The organism is Pseudomonas sp. SR18 (assembly GCF_023701505.1).
Lineage (GTDB): Bacteria > Pseudomonadota > Gammaproteobacteria > Pseudomonadales > Pseudomonadaceae > Aquipseudomonas > Aquipseudomonas cyclaminis.
Genome location: NZ_JAMQAU010000015.1, coordinates 23,967 through 44,822, shown reverse-complemented (window position 1 = coordinate 44,822; position 20,856 = coordinate 23,967). Strand labels below are relative to the sequence as shown.

Annotated in this window: 15 protein-coding genes; 6 read left to right on the top strand and 9 right to left on the bottom strand. The window is 61.6% G+C overall.

Annotated elements, in window-relative coordinates; all coding sequences use genetic code 11:
• The first annotated feature begins 61 nt into the window (after nucleotides 1–61).
• From NDJ82_RS20690 to NDJ82_RS20665, 6 genes are all read left to right on the top strand, one after another.
• Nucleotides 62–1,228, top strand: a complete 1,167-nt coding sequence (locus NDJ82_RS20690; RefSeq protein ID WP_250926196.1) for an efflux RND transporter periplasmic adaptor subunit — start codon at nucleotides 62–64, stop codon at nucleotides 1,226–1,228.
• Nucleotides 1,225–4,320, top strand: a complete 3,096-nt coding sequence (locus tag NDJ82_RS20685) for a multidrug efflux RND transporter permease subunit (RefSeq protein WP_158877632.1) — start codon at nucleotides 1,225–1,227, stop codon at nucleotides 4,318–4,320. Before NDJ82_RS20690 ends, NDJ82_RS20685 begins: the two co-directional genes overlap by 4 nt.
• An 8-nt stretch (nucleotides 4,321–4,328) precedes the next feature.
• Nucleotides 4,329–5,006: a heavy metal response regulator transcription factor gene (locus NDJ82_RS20680; RefSeq protein ID WP_099584921.1), complete on the top strand. Its 678-nt coding sequence runs from the start codon at nucleotides 4,329–4,331 to the stop codon at nucleotides 5,004–5,006.
• The gene (locus NDJ82_RS20675; protein ID WP_158877630.1) at nucleotides 4,996–6,360 is read left to right on the top strand and encodes a heavy metal sensor histidine kinase; all 1,365 of its coding nucleotides are present in this window, start codon (nucleotides 4,996–4,998) and stop codon (nucleotides 6,358–6,360) included. Before NDJ82_RS20680 ends, NDJ82_RS20675 begins: the two co-directional genes overlap by 11 nt.
• A gap of 987 nt (nucleotides 6,361–7,347) precedes the next feature.
• A complete protein-coding gene (locus NDJ82_RS20670) occupies nucleotides 7,348–8,676 on the top strand; it encodes an OprD family porin (protein ID WP_250926195.1) in 1,329 nt (442 codons plus the stop codon).
• A gap of 86 nt (nucleotides 8,677–8,762) precedes the next feature.
• Nucleotides 8,763–10,256: a sensor domain-containing diguanylate cyclase gene (locus NDJ82_RS20665; RefSeq protein ID WP_250926194.1), complete on the top strand. Its 1,494-nt coding sequence runs from the start codon at nucleotides 8,763–8,765 to the stop codon at nucleotides 10,254–10,256.
• A 134-nt stretch (nucleotides 10,257–10,390) separates the two neighbouring features.
• Here the strand turns inward: NDJ82_RS20665 and lpxC are convergent, their stop codons facing one another.
• The 9 genes from lpxC to murD form a co-directional block, all read right to left on the bottom strand.
• Entirely contained in the window at nucleotides 10,391–11,302 is a 912-nt protein-coding gene (lpxC, locus tag NDJ82_RS20660) for a UDP-3-O-acyl-N-acetylglucosamine deacetylase (protein ID WP_003171886.1), read from the bottom strand.
• Between the two features lie 112 nt (nucleotides 11,303–11,414).
• Nucleotides 11,415–12,611: a cell division protein FtsZ gene (gene ftsZ / locus NDJ82_RS20655; protein ID WP_099584917.1), complete on the bottom strand. Its 1,197-nt coding sequence runs from the start codon at nucleotides 12,609–12,611 to the stop codon at nucleotides 11,415–11,417.
• Between the two features lie 74 nt (nucleotides 12,612–12,685).
• Complete coding sequence (gene ftsA, locus NDJ82_RS20650; protein WP_017738691.1) at nucleotides 12,686–13,948, bottom strand: cell division protein FtsA; 1,263 nt, start codon at nucleotides 13,946–13,948, stop codon at nucleotides 12,686–12,688.
• Nucleotides 13,949–13,963: 15 nt separating this feature from the next.
• Nucleotides 13,964–14,833 (bottom strand): cell division protein FtsQ/DivIB, encoded by an 870-nt coding sequence (locus tag NDJ82_RS20645; RefSeq protein WP_099584916.1) that lies wholly within the window; start codon nucleotides 14,831–14,833, stop codon nucleotides 13,964–13,966.
• Nucleotides 14,834–14,837: 4 nt separating this feature from the next.
• Nucleotides 14,838–15,791 (bottom strand): D-alanine--D-alanine ligase, encoded by a 954-nt coding sequence (locus NDJ82_RS20640; protein ID WP_250926193.1) that lies wholly within the window; start codon nucleotides 15,789–15,791, stop codon nucleotides 14,838–14,840.
• Nucleotides 15,788–17,233: a UDP-N-acetylmuramate--L-alanine ligase gene (murC, locus tag NDJ82_RS20635; protein WP_250926192.1), complete on the bottom strand. Its 1,446-nt coding sequence runs from the start codon at nucleotides 17,231–17,233 to the stop codon at nucleotides 15,788–15,790. The genes NDJ82_RS20640 and murC overlap by 4 nt, the downstream gene beginning before the upstream one ends.
• Nucleotides 17,226–18,296 carry an undecaprenyldiphospho-muramoylpentapeptide beta-N-acetylglucosaminyltransferase gene (murG, locus tag NDJ82_RS20630; protein ID WP_112193527.1) on the bottom strand — a complete coding sequence of 357 codons (1,071 nt, stop codon included), beginning with the start codon at nucleotides 18,294–18,296 and terminating at the stop codon, nucleotides 17,226–17,228. Before murG ends, murC begins: the two co-directional genes overlap by 8 nt.
• Nucleotides 18,286–19,509, bottom strand: coding sequence for a putative lipid II flippase FtsW (ftsW, locus tag NDJ82_RS20625; protein WP_065924256.1), 1,224 nt, complete (start codon nucleotides 19,507–19,509; stop codon nucleotides 18,286–18,288). The genes murG and ftsW overlap by 11 nt, the downstream gene beginning before the upstream one ends.
• Nucleotides 19,506–20,852, bottom strand: a complete 1,347-nt coding sequence (gene murD / locus NDJ82_RS20620) for a UDP-N-acetylmuramoyl-L-alanine--D-glutamate ligase (protein ID WP_250926191.1) — start codon at nucleotides 20,850–20,852, stop codon at nucleotides 19,506–19,508. Before murD ends, ftsW begins: the two co-directional genes overlap by 4 nt.
• Between the last annotated feature and the right edge of the window lie 4 nt (nucleotides 20,853–20,856).

Genomic DNA, 20,856 nt, shown 5'->3' with positions numbered 1-20,856 from the left:
CGGGTTGAAGGGCTATAAAGACCGCTCACTCTCCCCATCCTTTGCCCCCGGCGCCTCACCCATGCAGATTCAACGAAAAACCGCCCTGATTGTGGGTGTCCTCGTGGTCGCGGCGATTGCAGCCTGGGCGCTGACCCGGCCGGCCAAGGCCAAGCTGGCAGTACCGAGCGCAATCCCGGTACGGGTGGTGAGCGTGGCGCAACAGGATATCCCGCGATTTGTCAGCGGCATTGGCACGGTGTTATCGCTGCACAGCGTGGTGATTCGCCCGCAAGTCGACGGCATTCTCACCCAATTGCTGGTCAAGGAAGGCCAACGGGTCAAGGCCGGCGACCTGCTGGCGACCATCGATGACCGCTCGATCCGCGCCAGCCTCGACCAGGCCAAGGCGCAACTGGGCGAGAGCCAGGCGCAATTGCAGGTGGCCTTGGTCAACCTCAAGCGCTACAAGGAATTGAGCGTCGACGACGGCGTGTCCAAGCAGACCTATGACCAGCAACAAGCCTTGGTCAACCAACTCAAAGCCACCGTCCAAGGCAACCAGGCCGCCATCGATTCGGCCCAGGTACAGCTTTCCTACACCCAGATCCGCTCTCCCGTCAGTGGCCGCGTGGGTATTCGTAATGTGGACGCAGGTAATTTCCTGCGCACCAGCGATACGCAGGGCTTGTTCTCCGTGACCCAGATCGACCCGATTGCCGTTGAATTCTCGCTGCCGCAACAGATGCTGCCGACCCTGCAAGGCTTGATCGCTGCAACCACCCCGGCCAGCGTCGACGCCTACCTGGGCGCCGACACCGACGGCCAGACCGGTGACTTGCTCGGTGAAGGCCATTTGAGCCTGATCGACAACCAGATCAGCTCCACCACCGGCACCCTGCGCGCCAAGGCCGAGTTCAACAACGCCTCCCAGCGCCTGTGGCCGGGGCAATTAGTGACCATCAAGATCCAGGTCGCCCTCGACAAAAACGCGCTGGTGGTGCCGCCGACCGTAGTGCAACGCGGCCTGGACTCGCACTTCGTGTACCGGCTCAATGGCGACAAGGTTGAGGTGGTGCCGGTGCAAGTCACCTACCAAAACAGCGATGTGAACATCATCAAGGGTGTGCAGGCCGGTGATGTGCTGGTCAGCGATGGCCAGTCGCGGCTCAAGGCCGGTGTCCAGGTAGACGTGCTCAAGGAGCCGCCGCAGGTGATCCAGACCGTCGATGCCAAGGTGCAGCCATGACCGGTAGCCGTTCGCCGTCAGCCTGGTGCGTCGACCACCCGGTCGCCACGCTGCTGCTGACCTTCGCCCTGGTGCTGCTCGGGATGATTGCCTTCCCGCGCCTGGCCATCGCCCCACTGCCGGAGGCGGAATTTCCGACGATCCAGGTCACCGCGCAATTGCCCGGCGCCAGCCCGGACACCATGGCCTCATCGGTGGCCACGCCGCTGGAAGTGCAATTCAGCGCCATCCCCGGCATGACCCAGATGACCTCCAGCAGTGCCTTGGGCTCAAGCCTGCTGACCCTGCAATTCACCCTCGACAAGAGCATCGACACTGCCGCCCAGGAAGTGCAGGCGGCGATCAACACGGCGTCGGGCAAGCTGCCCAGCGATATGCCGAGCCTGCCGACCTGGAAGAAGGTCAACCCGGCGGACAGCCCGGTGCTGATCCTCAGTGTCAGCTCCGCCAGCATGCCCAGTACCGAGCTGAGCGACTACGTGGAAACCCTGCTGGCGCGGCAGATCAGCCAGATCGACGGCGTCGGCCAGATCAACATCACCGGCCAGCAACGCCCGGCGATCCGCGTGCAGGCCTCGCCCGACAAACTCGCCGCCATCGGCCTGACCTTGGCCGATGTGCGCCTGGCGATCCAGCAATCGAGCCTCAACCTGGCCAAGGGCGCGATCTACGGGGAGAACAGCGTGTCGACTCTGTCGACCAACGACCAGTTGTTCCACCCGGAGGATTACGCCCAACTGATCGTGTCCTACAAGGACGGTGCACCGGTTCAACTGCGCGATATCGCCAAAGTCATCAACGGTTCGGAAAACGCCTACGTGCAAGCGTGGTCCGGGGATACGCCCGGCGTGAACCTGGTGATCTCGCGCCAGCCCGGCGCGAACATCGTCGAGACCGTGGACCGCATCCAGGCCGAACTGCCGCGCCTGCAAGGCATGCTGCCGGCGTCGGTGCAGGTCAGTGTGCTGACCGACCGCACCAAGACCATCCGTGCCTCGCTGCATGAAGTGGAAGTGACGCTGCTGATCGCGATCCTGCTGGTGGTAGCGGTGATGGCGCTGTTCCTGCGCCAACTGTCGGCGACGCTGATCGTGTCCAGCGTGCTGGGTGTGTCGCTGGTCGCCAGTTTTGCGCTGATGTACCTGATGGGGTTCAGCCTGAACAACCTGACCCTGGTGGCGATTGTGATCAGCGTGGGCTTTGTGGTGGACGACGCCATCGTGGTGGTGGAGAACATCCACCGCCATCTGGAAGCAGGCCTCGACAAACGCGCAGCGGCGATCAAGGGCGCGGGCGAGATTGGCTTTACGGTGGTGTCCATCAGCTTCTCGCTGGTGGCGGCGTTTATTCCGCTGCTGTTCATGGGCGGCGTAGTCGGGCGGCTGTTCAAGGAGTTCGCCCTGACGGCGACCTCGACCATCCTGATTTCAGTGGTGGTGTCCTTGACCCTCGCGCCAACCCTGGCCGCGCTGTTCATGCGCGCCCCGACCCACCCTGCCCACGGCAAACCCGGTTTCAGCGAACGCCTGCTCGCCGGCTACGCGCGCAACCTGCGCCGCGCACTGGCCCATCAACGCACCATGGCGGCAATTTTCGTGGTGACCCTGGCCCTGGCGGTTGTCGGTTACGTGTTTATTCCCAAGGGATTCTTTCCGGTGCAGGACACCGGCTTTGTGCTCGGCACCAGCGAAGCCGCAGCCGATGTGTCGTACCCGGACATGGTCGCCAAGCACAAGGCCCTGGCCGAGATCGTCAAGGATGACCCGGCGGTACTGGCGTTTTCCCATTCGGTGGGCGTGACGGGCAGCAACCAGACCATCGCCAACGGCCGCTTCTGGATTGCACTGAAGGATCGGGGTGATCGTGATGTCTCCGCCAGCCAGTTCATCGACCGCATCCGCCCGAAACTGGCCAAAGTGCCGGGCATCGTGCTGTACCTGCGCGCCGGCCAGGACATCAACCTCAGCTCCGGCCCCAGCCGCGCCCAGTACCAGTACGTGCTCAAGAGCAACGACGGCCCGACGCTCAACACCTGGACCCAGCGCCTCACCGAAAAACTGCGCGCCAACCCGGCGTTCCGCGACCTGTCCAACGACCTGCAACTGGGCGGCAGCATTACCCACATCAGCATCGACCGTCAGGCCGCCGCGCGCTTTGGCCTGACCGCCACCGATGTCGACCAGGCGCTGTATGACGCCTTCGGCCAGCGCCAGATCAACGAGTTCCAGACCGAGATCAACCAGTACCAGGTGGTACTGGAGCTGGACAGCCAACAACGGGGCAAGGCCGAGAGCCTGAACTACTTCTACCTGCGCTCACCGCTGACCAACGAGATGGTGCCGCTGTCGGCGCTGGCCAAGGTTGACCCACCCACCGTGGGGCCGTTGTCCATCAGCCATGACGGCATGTTCCCGGCCGCCAACCTGTCGTTCAACCTGGCGCCCGGCGTGGCTTTGGGTGATGCGGTGATCATGCTCAACCAGGCCAAGAATGAAATCGGCATGCCGGCGACCCTCATCGGCAATTTCCAGGGCGCGGCCCAGGCGTTCCAGAGCTCGCTGGCCAGCCAGCCTTGGCTGATCCTTGCGGCGCTGGTGGCGGTCTACATCATTCTGGGGGTGCTGTATGAGAGCTTCGTGCACCCGCTGACGATTATTTCCACCTTGCCTTCGGCCGGTTTGGGCGCGTTGATCATGCTGTGGTTGATGGGCCAGGACTTTTCGATCATGGCCCTGATCGGCCTGGTGCTGCTGATCGGCATTGTGAAGAAAAACGGCATCCTGATGATCGACTTCGCCCTGGAAGCCCAGCGCGTGCGTGGCTTGCCGCCGCAAGAAGCAATCTACGAAGCCTGCGTGACGCGGTTCCGCCCGATCATCATGACCACCCTCGCCGCCCTGCTCGGCGCAGTGCCGCTGATGCTCGGCAGCGGCCCCGGCGCAGAAATGCGCCAGCCGCTGGGGATCGCCGTGGTCGGCGGCCTGCTGGTGAGCCAGGCGCTGACGCTGTTCACCACGCCGGTCATATACTTGTACCTTGAGCGATTTTTCCACCGGCCCAAACCAGCTGCCGAGCTGGCGACCACATATTGAGGCGGGTCATGCGCGTACTGATTGTTGAAGATGAAGAAAAAACCGCCGACTACCTGCACCGCGGCCTGACGGAACAGGGCTACACCGTCGACGTGGCCCGCGAAGGTGTCGAGGGACTGCACCTGGCGCTGGAGAACGATTACGCAGTGATCGTGCTCGACGTGATGCTGCCCGGTCTCGACGGCTTTGGTGTGCTGCGCGCCTTGCGTGCACGCAAGCAGACGCCGGTGATCATGCTCACCGCCCGCGAGCGCGTGGAAGACCGCATTCGCGGGCTGCGCGAAGGCGCCGATGATTACCTGGGCAAGCCGTTTTCATTCCTCGAACTGGTGGCGCGCCTGCAAGCCCTGACCCGGCGTAGCGGCGGCCATGAGCCGGTGCAGGTCACCGTCGCCGACCTGTGGATCGACCTGATCAGCCGCAAGGCCAGCCGCAATGGCGTGCGTCTGGATCTGACCGCCAAGGAGTTCTCGCTGCTCAGCGTGCTGGCGCGGCGCCAGGGTGAAATCCTGTCCAAGACGGCGATTGCGGAGATGGTCTGGGACATCAATTTTGACAGCGACGCCAACGTGGTCGAGGTCGCGATCAAGCGCCTGCGCGCCAAGCTGGATGGGCCGTTCGACCACAAACTGCTGCACACCATTCGCGGCATGGGTTACGTGCTGGAGAACCGCAGTGTCGTCTAATTCCATCGCCCTGCGCCTGAGCGGCATGTTCACCCTGGTGGCGCTGCTGATCTTTGTGTTGATCGGCGGAGCGCTGTACCAGCAGGTCGACCGCAGTCTCGGTTTATTGCCGGGCGCAGAGCTGGATGCGCGCTACAGCGTGCTGGAGTCTTCGATCAACCGCTTCGGGACGCCGGACCATTGGCTGAAGATCAGGGCCAAACTCAAACTCTTGAGTGAGGAAGACAAGCGCATCCGCTTCTGGGTGGTCAGCAGTGATCCGAGCTACGAATACGGTGAGCCGGATGCGCAGATCCGCGCCTTCGCCGAGGGCCCCAGCGGCAAGCGCGATTTACACCTGCCTGGCCATTCTCATCCGTTCAAAGTGCTGGTGAGCCAGTTTCCCGCCAAGGACCAACGCCCGCCGTTGCGCTTCATGATTGCCATCGACACCGAGAACTTCCGCGCCACCCAGCATCACTTGCTGGTGGCACTGATCAGCCTGGCGCTGGTGGGCGTGGTGCTGGCTGCGCTGCTGGGGTTCTGGGTGTCGCGCATTGGTCTCAAGCCCCTGGGCAAACTCTCGGATGAAGCGCGCAAACTTGCGCCGCCCAAACTCTCCGGACGGCTGCAACTGGCGCCATTGCCGCCGGAACTCAAGCAATTCGTCAATTCCTTCAACTCCACCCTCGACCGGGTTGAGCAGGCCTACTCGCGCCTGGAGTCCTTCAATGCCGACGTGGCCCATGAACTGCGCTCGCCGCTGACCAACCTGATTGGGCAGACCCAAGTGGCGCTGACCCGAGGGCGCTCGGCCGAGCATTATCTGGAAGTGCTGGAGTCGAACCTGGAGGAGCTGGAACGCTTGCGTTCGATCATCAACGACATGCTCTTCCTCGCCAGCGCCGACCAGGGCAGCAAGGCTACCAAGCTGATCGAAAGCTCCCTGGCCGATGAAGTGGCCACCACCCTCGACTATCTGGATTTCATTCTCGAAGACGCCCAGGTGCGGGTTCAGGTGCATGGTGACGCGCAGGTACAGATCGAAAAAGCCCACCTGCGCCGGGCGCTGATCAACCTGTTGAGCAACGCGGTGCAGCACACGGCGCCGGGGCGGGTCATTGAGGTGAATATCGGCGTGCAGGAGCAGTTTGTGGCGATTGGGGTGACCAACCCGGGTGATGAGATCGCCAGTGAGCATCTGCCGCGGTTGTTTGAGCGGTTTTATCGGGTGGACGCGTCGCGCAGTAACAGCGGGGCGAATCATGGGTTGGGATTGGCGATTGTCAAGGCGATTGCGCTGATGCACGGGGGGGATGTGTTTGTGCGTAGTGAGGGGGGTGGGAATACGTTTGGGATTACGCTGCCCGTTTAGGCTGAGGTTGTGTACATATCCGTTGTTTGGGTAACGGCGGGTATTGGTTCCGCCCTTACGGCGGGTCACTTTGGAAAAGCCCCAAAGTAACCAAAGGGCTCTTGCCCCAACACTCGGCACCTCGCCTAGGCTCGGTGTGCCCTCACTCCGGCTTGAATCCGTGGGCCGCCGCGATGGGCCATCCTTGGCCCAGCGCGGCTAACCCGGCGTCCTGCCGGGTTACCCACGGATTCAAGCCTGCGTTCGGCCAGCGTGTTTAACGGGGCGCCTAAGATCAAAATCAAGATCAATATCAAGATCAAAAGCGCAGATCAAAAGACCGCTGACTTCGTCAGCGAAAAGGATGTAAGGGCCAAATCAAAAGCAGAGCAGTTTCGCTCTTGATCTAACCACTCAGGTCGGCTATCAGGCCGCCGTGCTCTGCTTTTGATTTTGATTTTGATTTTGATCTGAGATCGCCCCGTCAACCACGATGGCCGGAATCCGATATTGATTTGGGGGGTAAACCGGCAGGGATGCCGGTTTAGCCGCCCTGCGCCATGGATGGCGCGTGGCGGCGGCCCCCCAAATCAATGTCGGATTACGGGCATGCCGAGCCTAGGCGAGGCACCGAGTGGTGGGGCGAGGACCTTTTGGTTACTTTTGGGTCCCTCCAAAAGTGACCCGCTGTAAGAGCGGAACCCTAAGCCGCCGTTACCGCAGCAACGGATATGTACACCACCATCAAACTGTTGCGATTTGGGCAACAGTCATTCTCTTGTTACACTCTGTATCACACCGCCCGCCTGCGTTAATTTGACGCATCGACGAGCGCTACGGCAAAGACACCTACCCGCTTACCCGAATTTCCCTCGACTTATTTCCAGGGCTCTACACTGGGAATCTGTCTTAAAGCCGCTGATATCAGCGGCTTTTTTTTGCCGTAAAAAAGGCCAGGCACACCCCCACGACATTGGCCGTTTTCGATTGAACAAAGGAGCTTTACCGGTGAAGAACTCGCTGACGCTGACCCCGTTATTCCTCGCGATTGCAGCAACTATCGTCCCCCTTGCCCACGCGGCAGACACTCCCCCCACTGAAGGTTTCATCGAGGGCTCGCACCTCAATATCAACACCCGCAACTACTACATGAACCGCGACCGGCGCGACACTCATACCGATGACAGCAAGGAGTGGGGCCAGGGCTTCCTCGGTACGTTCGAATCCGGCTACACCCAAGGCACCGTCGGCTTCGGCCTGGATGCCCACGCCATGCTCGGCCTCAAGCTCGACGGCGGTGGCGGCACTGACGGTTCCAGCATTCTTCCCTACGGCAGCACTGACGGCAGCGGCAAAGCGCCCGGATCGTTCTCCACGGCCGGTGGCACCTTGAAGGTGCGCGCCTTTGATACCGAGCTGAAAGCCGGTGACCTGTTCCTCAACAACCCGGTCATCGCGGGCGGTCAGACCCGCATGCTGCCGCAGACGTTCCGAGGCGTGAGCCTGAACAACCACAGCTTCGACGGCTGGATGTTCGAAGGCGGCCAGGCCAGTTTCACCAAGCTCTACAACCAGAGCGGTCACCGTCGCATCGGCACCAGCTACGGCGCTTTGCCGAGTAACACCGACAGCCAGCATATGAACTGGGCCGGTGTGTCGTTCAGCGGTATTCCCGGCCTGACCAGCAACCTGTACGCCTCCGAACTCAAGGACGTGTGGCACCAGTACTACTACGACCTGGACTACACCTACGCACTCAATGACCTGGTCAGCCTCAACCCGGGCCTGCACTACTACCACACCCAGGACACCGGCCAGTCGTTGCTGGGAGATATCGACAACAACACCTACAGCCTGCATTTCACCGTGGGCGTGGGGAACCACAGCGTCACCGCCGCCTACCAGCGTGTAAACGGCAACACACCATTCGACTACATCGCCCAGGGTGACAGCGTGTACCTGGACAACTCCCAGCAATACTCGGACTTCAACGGCCCCAACGAGCGCTCGTGGAAGCTCAAGTACGCCTATGACTTCGCAGGCTGGGGCCTGCCCGGCCTGACCTCGGCCGTGTCCTACATCAGCGGCAAGACCGACTTGACCCAGGTCGACCCGCAAAGCCGTGGCTACAGCGCCTGGTACAGCGCCGATGGCAAAGACGCCAAGCATTGGGAGCGGGACATCGACGTGAAATACGTGGTGCAGGGCGGCAAGGCCAAGGACCTCGCAATGCGCTTTCAATGGGCGACCAACCGCGGCAGTAACGGCTACTCGGCGGTGGACCGGGATGTGGATGAGTACCGGGTGATTGTCGACTACCCCATCAACGTCTTCTGACCTGCTGATCTTTCTTTCCAATTCAGCATTTATTTTTCATCGGGTAGAACTAAACTGCCAGCATTCGCACCGCTGAAGTCTGCCCGATGAGTCAACGTCCTGCTCGTACCTCGCCTGCACATCCGGAGTTGTTTTTAATTCTGGGCAGCGGCCTCACCGTCGCCCTGATTGTAATTATCGTCGCGGCGTTGCTGATCCGTGAACACGCCAGCACCCTGCAGGCGGCCAAGCGCTCGACCACCAACATTGCCCAACTGATCAATGCCGATGTGCTGCGCAACGTCGAGTTGTACGACCTGGCGCTCAAAGGCTTGATCGCAGCCAAGCAACGCGAAGACCTGACGCTGGTGGATGTGAATATCCAGCACCTGGTGCAGTTTGACCTAGCCACGGCGGCGCCTTTCAAGGGCGAGGTCCTGTTGTTGGACGCGGAGGGCGCAGTCACTGCAGACTCCTCAACCTTGCACCCCAGCCCGCGTAACTTTGCCAACCGCGACTATTTCCAGGTACATGCACAGGACGCCCAGGCCGGCTTGTTCATCAGTCGACCGTTCAAGATCCATTGCGATTGCGACCAGGTCTGGCGCATGGCATTCAGTCGGCGCGTGTCAGGGCCCAACGGAGAGTTCGCCGGCGTTGCGGTGGCGACCATGCGCCTGGCGTATTTCGACCAGTTGTTCAGCACCCTGACCATCGGCAACGGCAGCAGCGTCAACCTGATCAACAAAAAAGGCATTCTGCTGGCCCAGCAGCCGCTGCTCGAACGCGACATGATCGATAAGGACCTGAGCGAGCGGCCGAATTTCAAACGCATGCTGCTCGAAGGCAGTGGCAGCTTCCAGGCGATCTCCGCCATCAGCGGCAAGGAGCGCCTGTACACCTTTACCAACGTCGGAGAGCTGCCATTGATCGTGGTGGTGGCCCTGTCCAGCCAAGACGTGTTCGCCCCTTGGAAACGCGCGGCGCTACTGACCAGCGGCGCCACCGGCATCCTGTGTATAGGCCTGTTGTGGCTGGCCTGGATGCTGCGTCATGAACTGCGGCGCCGCTACCGCGCAGAGCGGGTGCTGTCAGAACTGGCAGCCACTGACGCCCTCACCGGGCTGCCCAACCGCCGCATCCTCGATGAGCGCCTGCGCCTGGAGTGGGACCGCGCCCAACGTTCAACAGAGTCGCTGACGCTGCTGATGATCGACGTAGACCACTTCAAGGCGTTCAACGATCGCCATGGCCATCAGGGCGGTGATGAGGCGCTGCGCACGGTGGCCCAAGTGATCGGCAACAACATCCGTCGCCCTGCCGACCTGGCGGCGCGATATGGCGGCGAGGAGTTTGCGGTGGTGCTGCCGCATACCGATGCCAAAGGTGCCTGGGTGATCGCCGAGCACATCCGCAGCAGTGTCGAGCATTTGCCACGGGTGGCGGGGAGCGAGCGGCCGATTACCGTGAGCATCGGCATGAGCACTTGGGATAAACGCAGCCGCATGTCCCTGGAGGCGTTACTGCTGAGTGCGGACCAGGCGCTGTATGAGGCCAAGCACAGTGGGCGTAACCGGATTGTGGATGCCACCACCTTCTAATTGTTAATCAAATCCAATGTGGGAGGGGGGCAAGTCCACTCCCACATTTGGATTTCCAGTGTTCTGAAGGTTTTTCACATAAAAAAAGGCCACCCGAAGGCAGCCTTTAAAAACTAAAGAAAGAGAGTTGTTACTTACACCGCCGCAACGGGACGCATGTAAGAGATCGGTGCGGTGCTGGCATCTTCGAAGGTCACGACTTCCCAAGCGTCTGTCTGCTCAATCAACTTGCGCAGCAGCTGGTTGTTAAGGGCGTGGCCCGACTTGAAGCCTTTGAACTCGCCTATCAGGCTATTGCCCAGCAGGTAGAGGTCACCGATTGCATCGAGGATCTTGTGCTTCACGAATTCGTCTTCGTAGCGAAGGCCGTCTTCGTTCAGTACACCATCCGCGTCGACCACAATGGCGTTTTCAACGCTGCCGCCGAGTGCGAGGTTGTGCTTGCGCAGGTACTCGATGTCACTCATGAAACCAAAGGTCCGGGCGCGGCTGACTTCTTTTACGAACGAAGTGCTGGAAAAATCCACGCTTGCACTTTGGGTGCGGTCACGGAATACCGGGTGATCGAAATCGATCTCAAAGCTCACTTTAAAGCCTTCGAACGGGACGAAGGTGGCGCGCTTGTCGCCGTCTTCTACTGTCACTTCCCGCAGAATGCGTATGAACTTCTTGGCTGCGTCCTGTTCTTCCAGGCCGGCAGATTGAATCAGGAATACGAAGGGTCCAGCGCTGCCATCCATGATAGGGACTTCGGACGCGGAGAGCTCGACGTAGGCGTTATCGATGCCCAGGCCAGCCATGGCCGAGAGCAAGTGCTCCACCGTGTCCACTTTGACGTCACCGTTGACCAGTGTGGTCGACATCGTGGTTTCGCCAACGTTTTCCGCGCGAGCAGGAATCTGCACCACAGGGTCCAGGTCGGCACGAACAAACACGATGCCGGTGTCGACAGGTGCAGGTTTGAGGGTCAGGTATACCTTCTCCCCGGAGTGCAGACCTACACCTGTGGCACGGATAATATTCTTCAGGGTGCGTTGTTTAATCATGGCTTGGACCGCTTGAGCGCAAATTGCGAACTGGTATCAACAAAGGCTGGCGATAATAGCAGACCAGACCTTTGCTGAACACCAATCACCTTCATAGCCCTGATACATTCCATCAATCGGCCTGACGACGCAGGAATGCCGGGATGTCCAGGTAGTCCAGGTCATCTTGCGGATTCGGGCTACGGGACGCCGCAGCACCGGCCTGAGCCTGGTTGCGCATCACGGTCGGACGGTCCAGGTCACGGTAGTTCACCGACGGCATTTCCGGGCGCACAGGCGCTGGAGCTGCAGCCGATTGGCTGGCGTGGCTGGTATGGACGGTGTTGTCGATGACCTTGACAGGTTTCTCGATCTTCGCGCCCAGGCCGGTAGCAACCACAGTCACGTGCAGTTCGTCGCGCATGTCTGGATCGATAACGGTACCGACTTTGACCATCGCGTGCTCGGAAGCGAAGGCTTCGATGATGCTACCCACGTCGGAGTACTCACCCAGAGACAGGTCAGGACCGGCGGTGATGTTCACCAGGATGCCGCGTGCACCTTGCAGGTTCACGTCTTCCAGCAGCGGGTTGCGGATGGCCGCTTCAGTGGCTTCGCGCGCACGGTTCGGACCGCTGGCGCAGCCAGTGCCCATCATCGCCATGCCCATTTCGCTCATGACAGTACGTACGTCGGCAAAGTCGACGTTGATCATGCCTGGGCGCTTGATGATGTCGGAGATACCGCGAACGGCACCGGCCAGCACATCGTCAGCCTTGGCGAACGCGGACAGCAGGCTTGCGTCCTTGCCCAGGATGGTCAGCAGCTTCTCGTTGGGAATGGTGATCAACGAGTCGACGCTTTCAGACAGCAGACGGATGCCTTCGTCGGCGATCTGCATACGCTTGCGACCTTCGAACGGGAACGGACGGGTCACGACTGCGACCGTCAGAATGCCCATTTCCTTGGCCACTTCGGCAATGATCGGCGCTGCACCGGTACCGGTACCGCCGCCCATGCCGGTGGTGATGAACACCATGTTGGTGCCTTGCAGCACTTCGGCAATACGCTCGCGGTCTTCCAGGGCGGCTTGACGGCCGACTTCCGGGTTGGCACCAGCGCCGAGGCCTTTGGTCACGGCTGTGCCCAATTGCAGGATGGTCCGCGCGCCGATGCTTTTCAGCGCCTGGGCATCAGTGTTGGCGCAGATGAATTCAACGCCTTCAATGTTGCTCTTGACCATATGGTTGACAGCGTTGCCGCCGCCACCGCCGACACCGATCACTTTGATGACCGGGCTGGCGGGGATGTTGTCTACGAGTTCGAACATGTTCCCTCTCCTTTCGTTATCTCTAGTTTTTTCGCCTACTGCTTCTTTCTGTGTTGCGGTGTAGCGGTAAATCTTTAGAAATTGCCTTTTACCCAAGCCTGCAACCGCTCGAACAACGGCGCCTTGGCCTCGTCGTCACTGCGATAGCTGTCACGGATGCTCGGGCCCGACAGGGAAATGCCGTCGGTCTGCTTTTGCAGTCCGTACAACAGCAAGCCCACACCGGTGGAATAAATCGGGTTGCGCACGACGTCGCCCAGGCCTTTGACGCCATGGGGCACGCCCAGGCGAACCGGCATGTGGAAGATTTCCTCGGCCAGTTCGACCGCGCCTTCCATCTTCGAGGTGCCACCGGTCAGCACGATGCCGGCCGGGATCAAATCTTCGTAGCCACTGCGGCGCAGTTCAGCCTGGATCAGGGTGAACAGCTCGTCGTAGCGCGGCTCGACCACTTCGGCCAAGGCCTGGCGCGACAGTTCGCGCGGTGGACGGTCGCCCACGCTCGGCACCTTGATGGTCTCGCCGGCACCGGCCAGCTTGGCCAGGGCGCAGGCGTAGCGGATCTTGATTTCTTCGGCGTACTGGGTCGGTGTACGCAACGCCATGGCGATGTCGTTGGTGACCTGGTCGCCCGCAATCGGGATCACGGCGGTGTGACGGATTGCACCCTCGGTGAAGATCGCGATGTCAGTGGTGCCGCCGCCGATGTCCACCAGGCACACGCCCAGTTCCTTTTCGTCGTCGGTCAGTACCGAATACGCGGAAGCAAGCTGCTCCAGAATAATGTCGTCGATTTCCAGACCGCAGCGGCGCACGCATTTTTCAATGTTCTGTGCAGCGTTTACGGCGCAGGTCACCACGTGGACCTTGGCCTCCAGACGCACGCCCGACATGCCCAGGGGCTCGCGAACGCCTTCCTGGTTATCGATCACGTAATCCTGCGGCAAGGTGTGCAGCACGCGCTGGTCAGCCGGGATCGCCACGGCTTGGGCGGCGTCAAGGACGCGCTCAAGGTCGGCGGCGCTGACTTCGCGGTCGCGGATCGCCACGATGCCGTGGGAGTTCAGGCTGCGGATATGGTTGCCGGCCACGCCGACGAACGCCGAGTGAATCCGGCAACCGGCCATCAGCTGCGCTTCTTCGATAGCACGCTGGATCGACTGCACGGTGGACTCGATGTTCACCACCACGCCCTTCTTCAGGCCCCGGGACGGATGCGTGCCAATACCGACGATCTCGATCACGCCGTCTTCCCCGACCTCGCCCACCAGCGCCACCACCTTGGAGGTGCCGATATCGAGACCGACGATCATTTTGCCGCTTTGCACGTTTGCCATGGGTCCTGCCTCTTCTTAATTCTTCGCGACAGCGGGTTGCGCTGCCGTGGGCGCAGCCGGTTCACGCCAGCCGACGGCAAGGCCGTTGGCGTAACGCAGGTCGACGCTCGCAATGTTCGTAATCTGTTCTTTCAAGGTCTTGTCGTAGATGGCAATGAAGCGGCGCATCTTCTCCACCAAGCGGTCGCGTCCCAGCAACAACTGGATGCCCGGGCCGGAACTGCCTGCCCCGGTCGTCAAAAACCAGCTACCCCGTTCACGCAGTTCCAGGCGTGCAATGGAGAAGCCCATCGGCCGCAGCATCTGGCTCAAGGCCTGGTACTGCTGCATGACTTGCTGCTGCGCCCGCTGCGGCCCGAACAACTGCGGCAGGTGCTCGTAGTTGGCCAACTCACGCGGGGTGAACGCCTGCCCCTGGTTGTTCAACAGCGCCTCTTCACCCCAGCGGGCCACGGGCAGTTGTTCTTCCAGGCGGATCGTCACCTGGTCCGGCCAGACACGGCGGACTTCGGCGTGGGCGATCCACGGCATCTGTTCCAGCTCTGCGCGCATACCGGCCAGGTCGATGGTGAAGAAGCTCGCGGCCAGGTACGGGCCGATGCGCTGCTGCACCGCTTGCTGGCTGATGTAGCTCAAATCGCCCTGCACGCTGATCTTGGTGATCGGCCGGTCGGCATACGGCAACAGCCGCTGCGCGCCCTCATACGTGCCGAAGCCCAACACCACCAGCAACACCGGCCAGAACAACGCCTTGAGGAAACCAAAGTTGGCTTTCGGCAGGCGCGCCGACATCGGCTCTTTAGCCACCATTCGGCTGGCACCCCGTGGCACCGGCTTGCGGCTCGGTGCTTGTGGGGGCTGATGACGAAGCGATGCGCCTTTCATGTCCTTAGCCTCTTGGCTCAATGCTGTCGGCCAGGATCGCCAGCACCAACTGCTGGAAGTCCAAACCGGCCGCACGGGCTGCCATAGGTACCAGGCTGTGGTCGGTCATGCCCGGTGCGGTGTTGACTTCCAGGAACCAGAAATTCCCCTGGTCATCCTGCATCACGTCTGCCCGCGCCCAACCGGCGATACCCAGCGCCTCACAGGCTTTCGCCGTGAGGTCCATCAATTCCTGTTCTTTGCTTGCGTCAAGGCCACATGGGATCCGGTACTGGGTATCGGAAGCCAGGTACTTGGCGTCGTAGTCGTAAAAGGTGTGGGGCGTGCCCAATGCGATAGGCGGCAATACCTGGCCACGCAGGGTGGCGATGGTGTACTCGGGACCCTGGACCCACTGTTCCACCAACACTTGCGAATCGTAGGTACTTGCCGCTTTCCATGCGTCGATCAATTCGGCGGCCGAGTTCACTTTAGCCATGCCGATACTGGAGCCTTCATGGGCAGGTTTGACGATCAAAGGCAGGCCCAGTTCCTTGGCTGCCGAAATACAATCGTCTTCGCTGCACAGAACACTGTGACGCGGGGTTGGAATGCCCAGGCTGTGCCACACCTGCTTGGTGCGCAACTTGTCCATCGCCAGCGCCGACGCGAGAATGCCGCTGCCGGTGTAAGGGATGCCAGCGCACTCCAACAAGCCTTGCATGCTGCCGTCTTCACCACCACGGCCGTGCAGGATGATGAAGGCACGGTCGATCTTCTCGGCCTGCAAGCGGGCGAGGAAGTCATCGCCCACGTCGATACCGAAGGCGTTTACGCCGGCGCTTTGCAGCGCTTCAAGCACGGCATTGCCGGACTTGAGCGACACTTCGCGCTCGGCGCTCTTGCCGCCGAACAACACGGCCACGCGGCCGAAATCGGCAGGCGCGATAGTGGAGAATAGGGAGTCTCTCGTGATCATTTCGACTTCCCCTTGGCAGCAGCGAACAGCGGGCTCGCCAGCAATTTAGGGGCAAGGCCACCAATGTCACCGGCACCCTGGCACAGCAAAATGTCACCGGCCCGCAGCAGCGGCTTGACGATCGGTGCCAGGTCCACACCACGTTCGATGTAGATCGGGTCCAACTGGCCACGCTGACGAATGCTGTTGCACAGCTTGCGGCTGTCGGCGCCCGGAATCGGCTCTTCACCGGCCGGGTACACCTCCATCAGCAGCAGCACGTTGGCATCGGCCAATACATTGACGAAGTCGTCGTACAGGTCGCGGGTGCGGCTGTAGCGGTGCGGCTGGTAGACCATCACCAGACGGCGCTCCGGCCAGCCACCGCGGACGGCCTTGATCACCGCCGCCACTTCGGTCGGGTGGTGACCGTAGTCGTCTACCAGCATCACGTCGCCACCTTCTACCGGCAACTGGCCGTAGACCTGGAAACGACGGCCCACACCGGCAAAGCGCGACAGGCCTTCGACGATGGCTTCATCGCTGACACCTTCATCGGAGGCGATGCAGATGGTCGCCAGGGAGTTCAAGACGTTGTGGTTGCCCGGCATGTTCACCGACACATCCAGCGGCTCACGCTCGGGACGCAGCACGGTGAAGAAGGTTTGCATGCCTTCCTGGCGCACATTGATTGCGCGCACGTCGGCGTCTTCGCTGAAGCCGTAGGTCACGGTCGGACGCTTGACCAGCGGCAGGATTTCGCGCACGACCGGATCGTCCAGGCACACCACGGCCAGCCCATAGAACGGCAGGTTGTGCAGGAACTCGACGAAGGTTTTCTTCAACTTGTTGAAGTCGCCGTCGTAGGTCGCCATGTGGTCTTCGTCGATGTTGGTCACGACGGCCACCAGCGGTTGTAGGTGCAGGAAGCTCGCGTCGCTTTCATCGGCTTCGGCGATCAGGTAGCGGCTGGTGCCGAGCTGGGCATTGGTGCCGGCTGCATTCAGGCGGCCACCGATGACGAACGTCGGGTCCAGGCCACCGGCGGCGAACACCGAGGCGATCAGGCTGGTGGTGGTGGTTTTGCCATGGGTCCCGGCGACGGCAATGCCGTGGCGATAGCGCATCAGCTCAGCGAGCATCTCGGCGCGTGGCACCACAGGAATACGGCGCTCCAGGGCGGTGGCTACTTCCGGGTTGGAAGTGTTCACAGCGCTGGATACGACGAGCACGTCGGCCTCGGCGGCGTTCTCGGCGCGGTGGCCGATGAAAATCTGTGCGCCAAACGACTTCAGGCGGTCGGTGACCGGCGACTCTTTCAAGTCTGAACCGGACACGTGGTAGCCCAGGTTCAGCAGCACTTCGGCAATGCCGCACATGCCCACGCCACCGATGCCGACGAAGTGGATACGACGGATGCGGCGCATCTCGGGTTGCGGCATGGCTTTCTGATTCTCAACCATGGGCCACCTCCAGGCAGATATCGACCACGGTGCGGGTTGCGTCAGGTTTGGCCAGGCGGCTTGCGGTGCTCGCCATGTTGTTGAGTCGTTCCGGTTGCATCAAAACCTCGGTCAGGCGTGCGGCCAAATCGGCGGCGCCAGTCGTTCTTTGCGGCAGCAGGAAGGCAGCGCCCTCCCCGGCCAAATATTCGGCGTTGCGGGTCTGGTGATCGTCGATGGCATGGGGCAAAGGCACCAGCAAGGACGGCAGACCGGCGGCGGCCAGTTCACTGACGGTCAGCGCACCAGCGCGGCAGACCACCAGGTCGGCCCAGCCATAGGCTTGGGCCATGTCTTTGATGAAGGGCTGTACATTCGCCTCGACACCGGCCTCGCGATAACGTGTGGCGGTGACTTCATCGTGATTCTTGCCGGCCTGATGGAAGATCTCCGGGCGCAATTCCACAGGGAGTTGCGCCACCGCTTCCGGCAGCAATTTGTTCAACGGCTCCGCGCCCAGGCTTCCACCGAGGATCAGCAGATGCGCCTTGCGCCCTGCCAGTGCATTGCGGGCGATATCCATAAACAGCTCGGTACGCACCGGGTTGCCGGTGGTACGGCGTTTATCCGACGCGCTGAAGGTGTTGGGAAACGCTTCACACACCCGCGCTGCCAACGGCACCAGCAGACGGTTGGCGGTACCGGCGACGGCGTTCTGCTCGTGCACGATCACCGGCACGCCGGCGAGCCTGGCCGCGACGCCGCCAGGGCCCGTCACATAACCGCCAAACCCAAGCACACACACCGGCTGCAATTCACGAATGACCTTGCGCGCCTGCCACACCGCCTTGAGCAACACGAACGGCGCCTTGAGCAGGGACAACTTACCCTTGCCACGCAGGCCGGTGACGTTGATCAGATGCAACGGCAAGCCGGCACCCGGTACCAGTTCGTTTTCGATGCCACGGGGCGTTCCCAACCAGTGCACGGTGTAGCCACGGTTCTGGAATTCACGCGCACAGGCCAGGGCCGGGAACACATGGCCCCCGGTGCCACCCGCCATGATCAGCACATTAGCGCCCATGGGTCGGCTCCTCGGCGAAGTCGCTTTCGCTGAACTCCATCTCTTCACTGCCCAGGTGGGTTCGACTCTCCCACTCGATACGCAGCAACAAGCCCAGGCAGGCGCAGCAAATCACCAGGGAACTGCCGCCGTAACTGAGGAACGGCAAGGTCAGGCCCTTGGTCGGCAGCAGGCCAACATTCACACCGATGTTGATCAGGAACTGGCCGATCCACAGGAACGACAAGCCGTACGCCACATAGGCGGCGAAATACTGTTTGGCCTTCTCGGCCCACAAGCCGATGTACATGCCGCGTACACACACGAACACGAACAGCGCGACGGTGCACAGCGAGCCGACCACGCCCAGCTCTTCGGCGAGTACCGAGAACACGAAGTCGGTGTGGGCTTCCGGCAGGTAGAACTGCTTCTGCACGCTGTTGCCCAGGCCTACGCCCAGCCACTCGCCGCGACCGAAGGCGATCAACGCCTGGGTCAACTGATAGCCGGAACCGAACTGGTCGGACCACGGGTCGGTAAAGGTGATCAGACGTGCCATACGGTAGGGTTGCGCCTGCACCAGAATGGTCACGGCGGCCACGGCCAGTACCACCATCAAACTGAAGCGGAACAGGCCCACGCCACCGAGGAATAGCATCGCCGCTGCGGCCCCCATCATTACGACGGTGGCGCCAAAGTCGGGCTCCATCAGCAACAGGCCGGCCATGGGCAGCAGCACGATGAATGGCTTGAAGAAGCCCATCCAGCTTTCGCGCACTTCCTTCTGGCGACGCACCAGGTAACCGGCGAGGTAGATCACCACGAACACCTTGGCGATTTCCGACGGCTGCACGTTGAACGCACCGAAGCCGATCCAGCGCATCGAGCCGTTCACCTCGCGGCCGATGCCGGGCAGGATCACCATGATCAGCAAGCCGAATGCGCCGATCAGCATCAACCAGCCCAGGCGTTGCCAGGTGGCGATGGGGATCATCATGGTCACGATGCACGCACCCAGACCGATGATCAGGTACACAAGGTGACGGATCATCATGTACAGGGTGTTGCCCGACTGCACGGCAGCCACTTCGGACGACGCCGAGGTGATCATGACCAGGCCCAGGCCCAGCAGCGCAAGGCAACCGGCGAGCATCGGAAAATCGAGGTCGATGCCGCGCCCGGTGATGATCGGCGACGGGTATGGCTTGATGATGTTTCTGAAATCAATGCTCATGCCAAGCCCTCCACGGCGCGGGCGAACAACTGGCCGCGCTCTTCGTAGTTCTTGAACATGTCGAAACTGGCGCACGCCGGCGACAACAGCACGGCATCGCCTGCCCGGGCGAGGGTTTTGCACTGGGCAATGGCGTCGTCCAGGGAAGCGGCGCGCACTTGCCGGACGGCGTCATCGAGGGCGGCGGCGATTTTGTCGGCGTCGCGGCCGATCAGCACCACGGCACGGCAATGCGCGGCGACGGGGGCTTTGAGATCCTTGAACTCGGCACCTTTGCCATCCCCACCGGCGATCAATACCAGCTTGCCCTCGATATCAGCGCCAAGGCCCTCGATGGCAGCCAATGCGGCACCCACGTTGGTGGCCTTGGAGTCGTTGTAATAACTGACGCCGTCCAGGTCGCGCACCCACTGGCAACGATGTTCGAGGCCGCCAAAAGTGCGCAGGCTCGACAGCATGGCGTCGAATGGCAGGCCAACCGCATGGCCGAGGGCCAATGCCGCCAGGGCATTGGATTGGTTATGGGCGCCACGGATTTTCAGCTCGCGCACCGGCATCAGGTTCTGGAATTCGAAGGCCAGGTATTTCTCGCCATTCTCTTCGCGAATACCAAAGGCCTTGAAGTCGGGTTTGCCCAGGCCGAAGGTCCAGCACGGCATGCCCTCGCCCATCAGCGGACGGCTCAGGGCATCCTGGCGGTTGACCACAAATTGCCTGGCGCCGCGGAAGATCCGGTGCTTGGCCAAGTGGTACGCCGGCAGGCCACTGTAGCGATCCATGTGGTCTTCGCTGACGTTGAGCACAGTGGCCACTTCGGCGCCGAGGTCGTGAGTGGTTTCCAGCTGGAAGCTCGACAGCTCCATCACGTACAGCTCGACGTCGTCGCTGAGCAAATCCAGGGCTGGCGTGCCGAGGTTGCCGCCCACGGCCACGCGCTTGCCGGCCGCAATGGCCATCTCGCCGACCAGGGTGGTCACGGTGCTCTTCGCGTTGGAACCGCTGATGGCCACGATCGGCGCCTTCGCGTTACGCGCGAACAGGTCGATATCGCCGGACAGCTTCACGCCACGCGCCGCTGCCGCTTGCAGGGCCGGGGTCGCCAGGGCCAGGCCGGGGCTCACGTAGAGCTCATCGGCGCGGCACAGAAACTCGACATCCAGCTCGCCACAACGCACTTCCACGTGCGGGTAGTCACGGCGCAGCGTGACCAGCTCCGGTGGATTTTCCCGCGTATCGGCCACGGCAAACGACGTGCCCCGGTTCGCCAGGAAGCGAACCAGGGACATGCCGCTCTTGCCGAGGCCGACAACGATGCGGAAGTGGTCTGAAGCGATCAGGGACACTCGT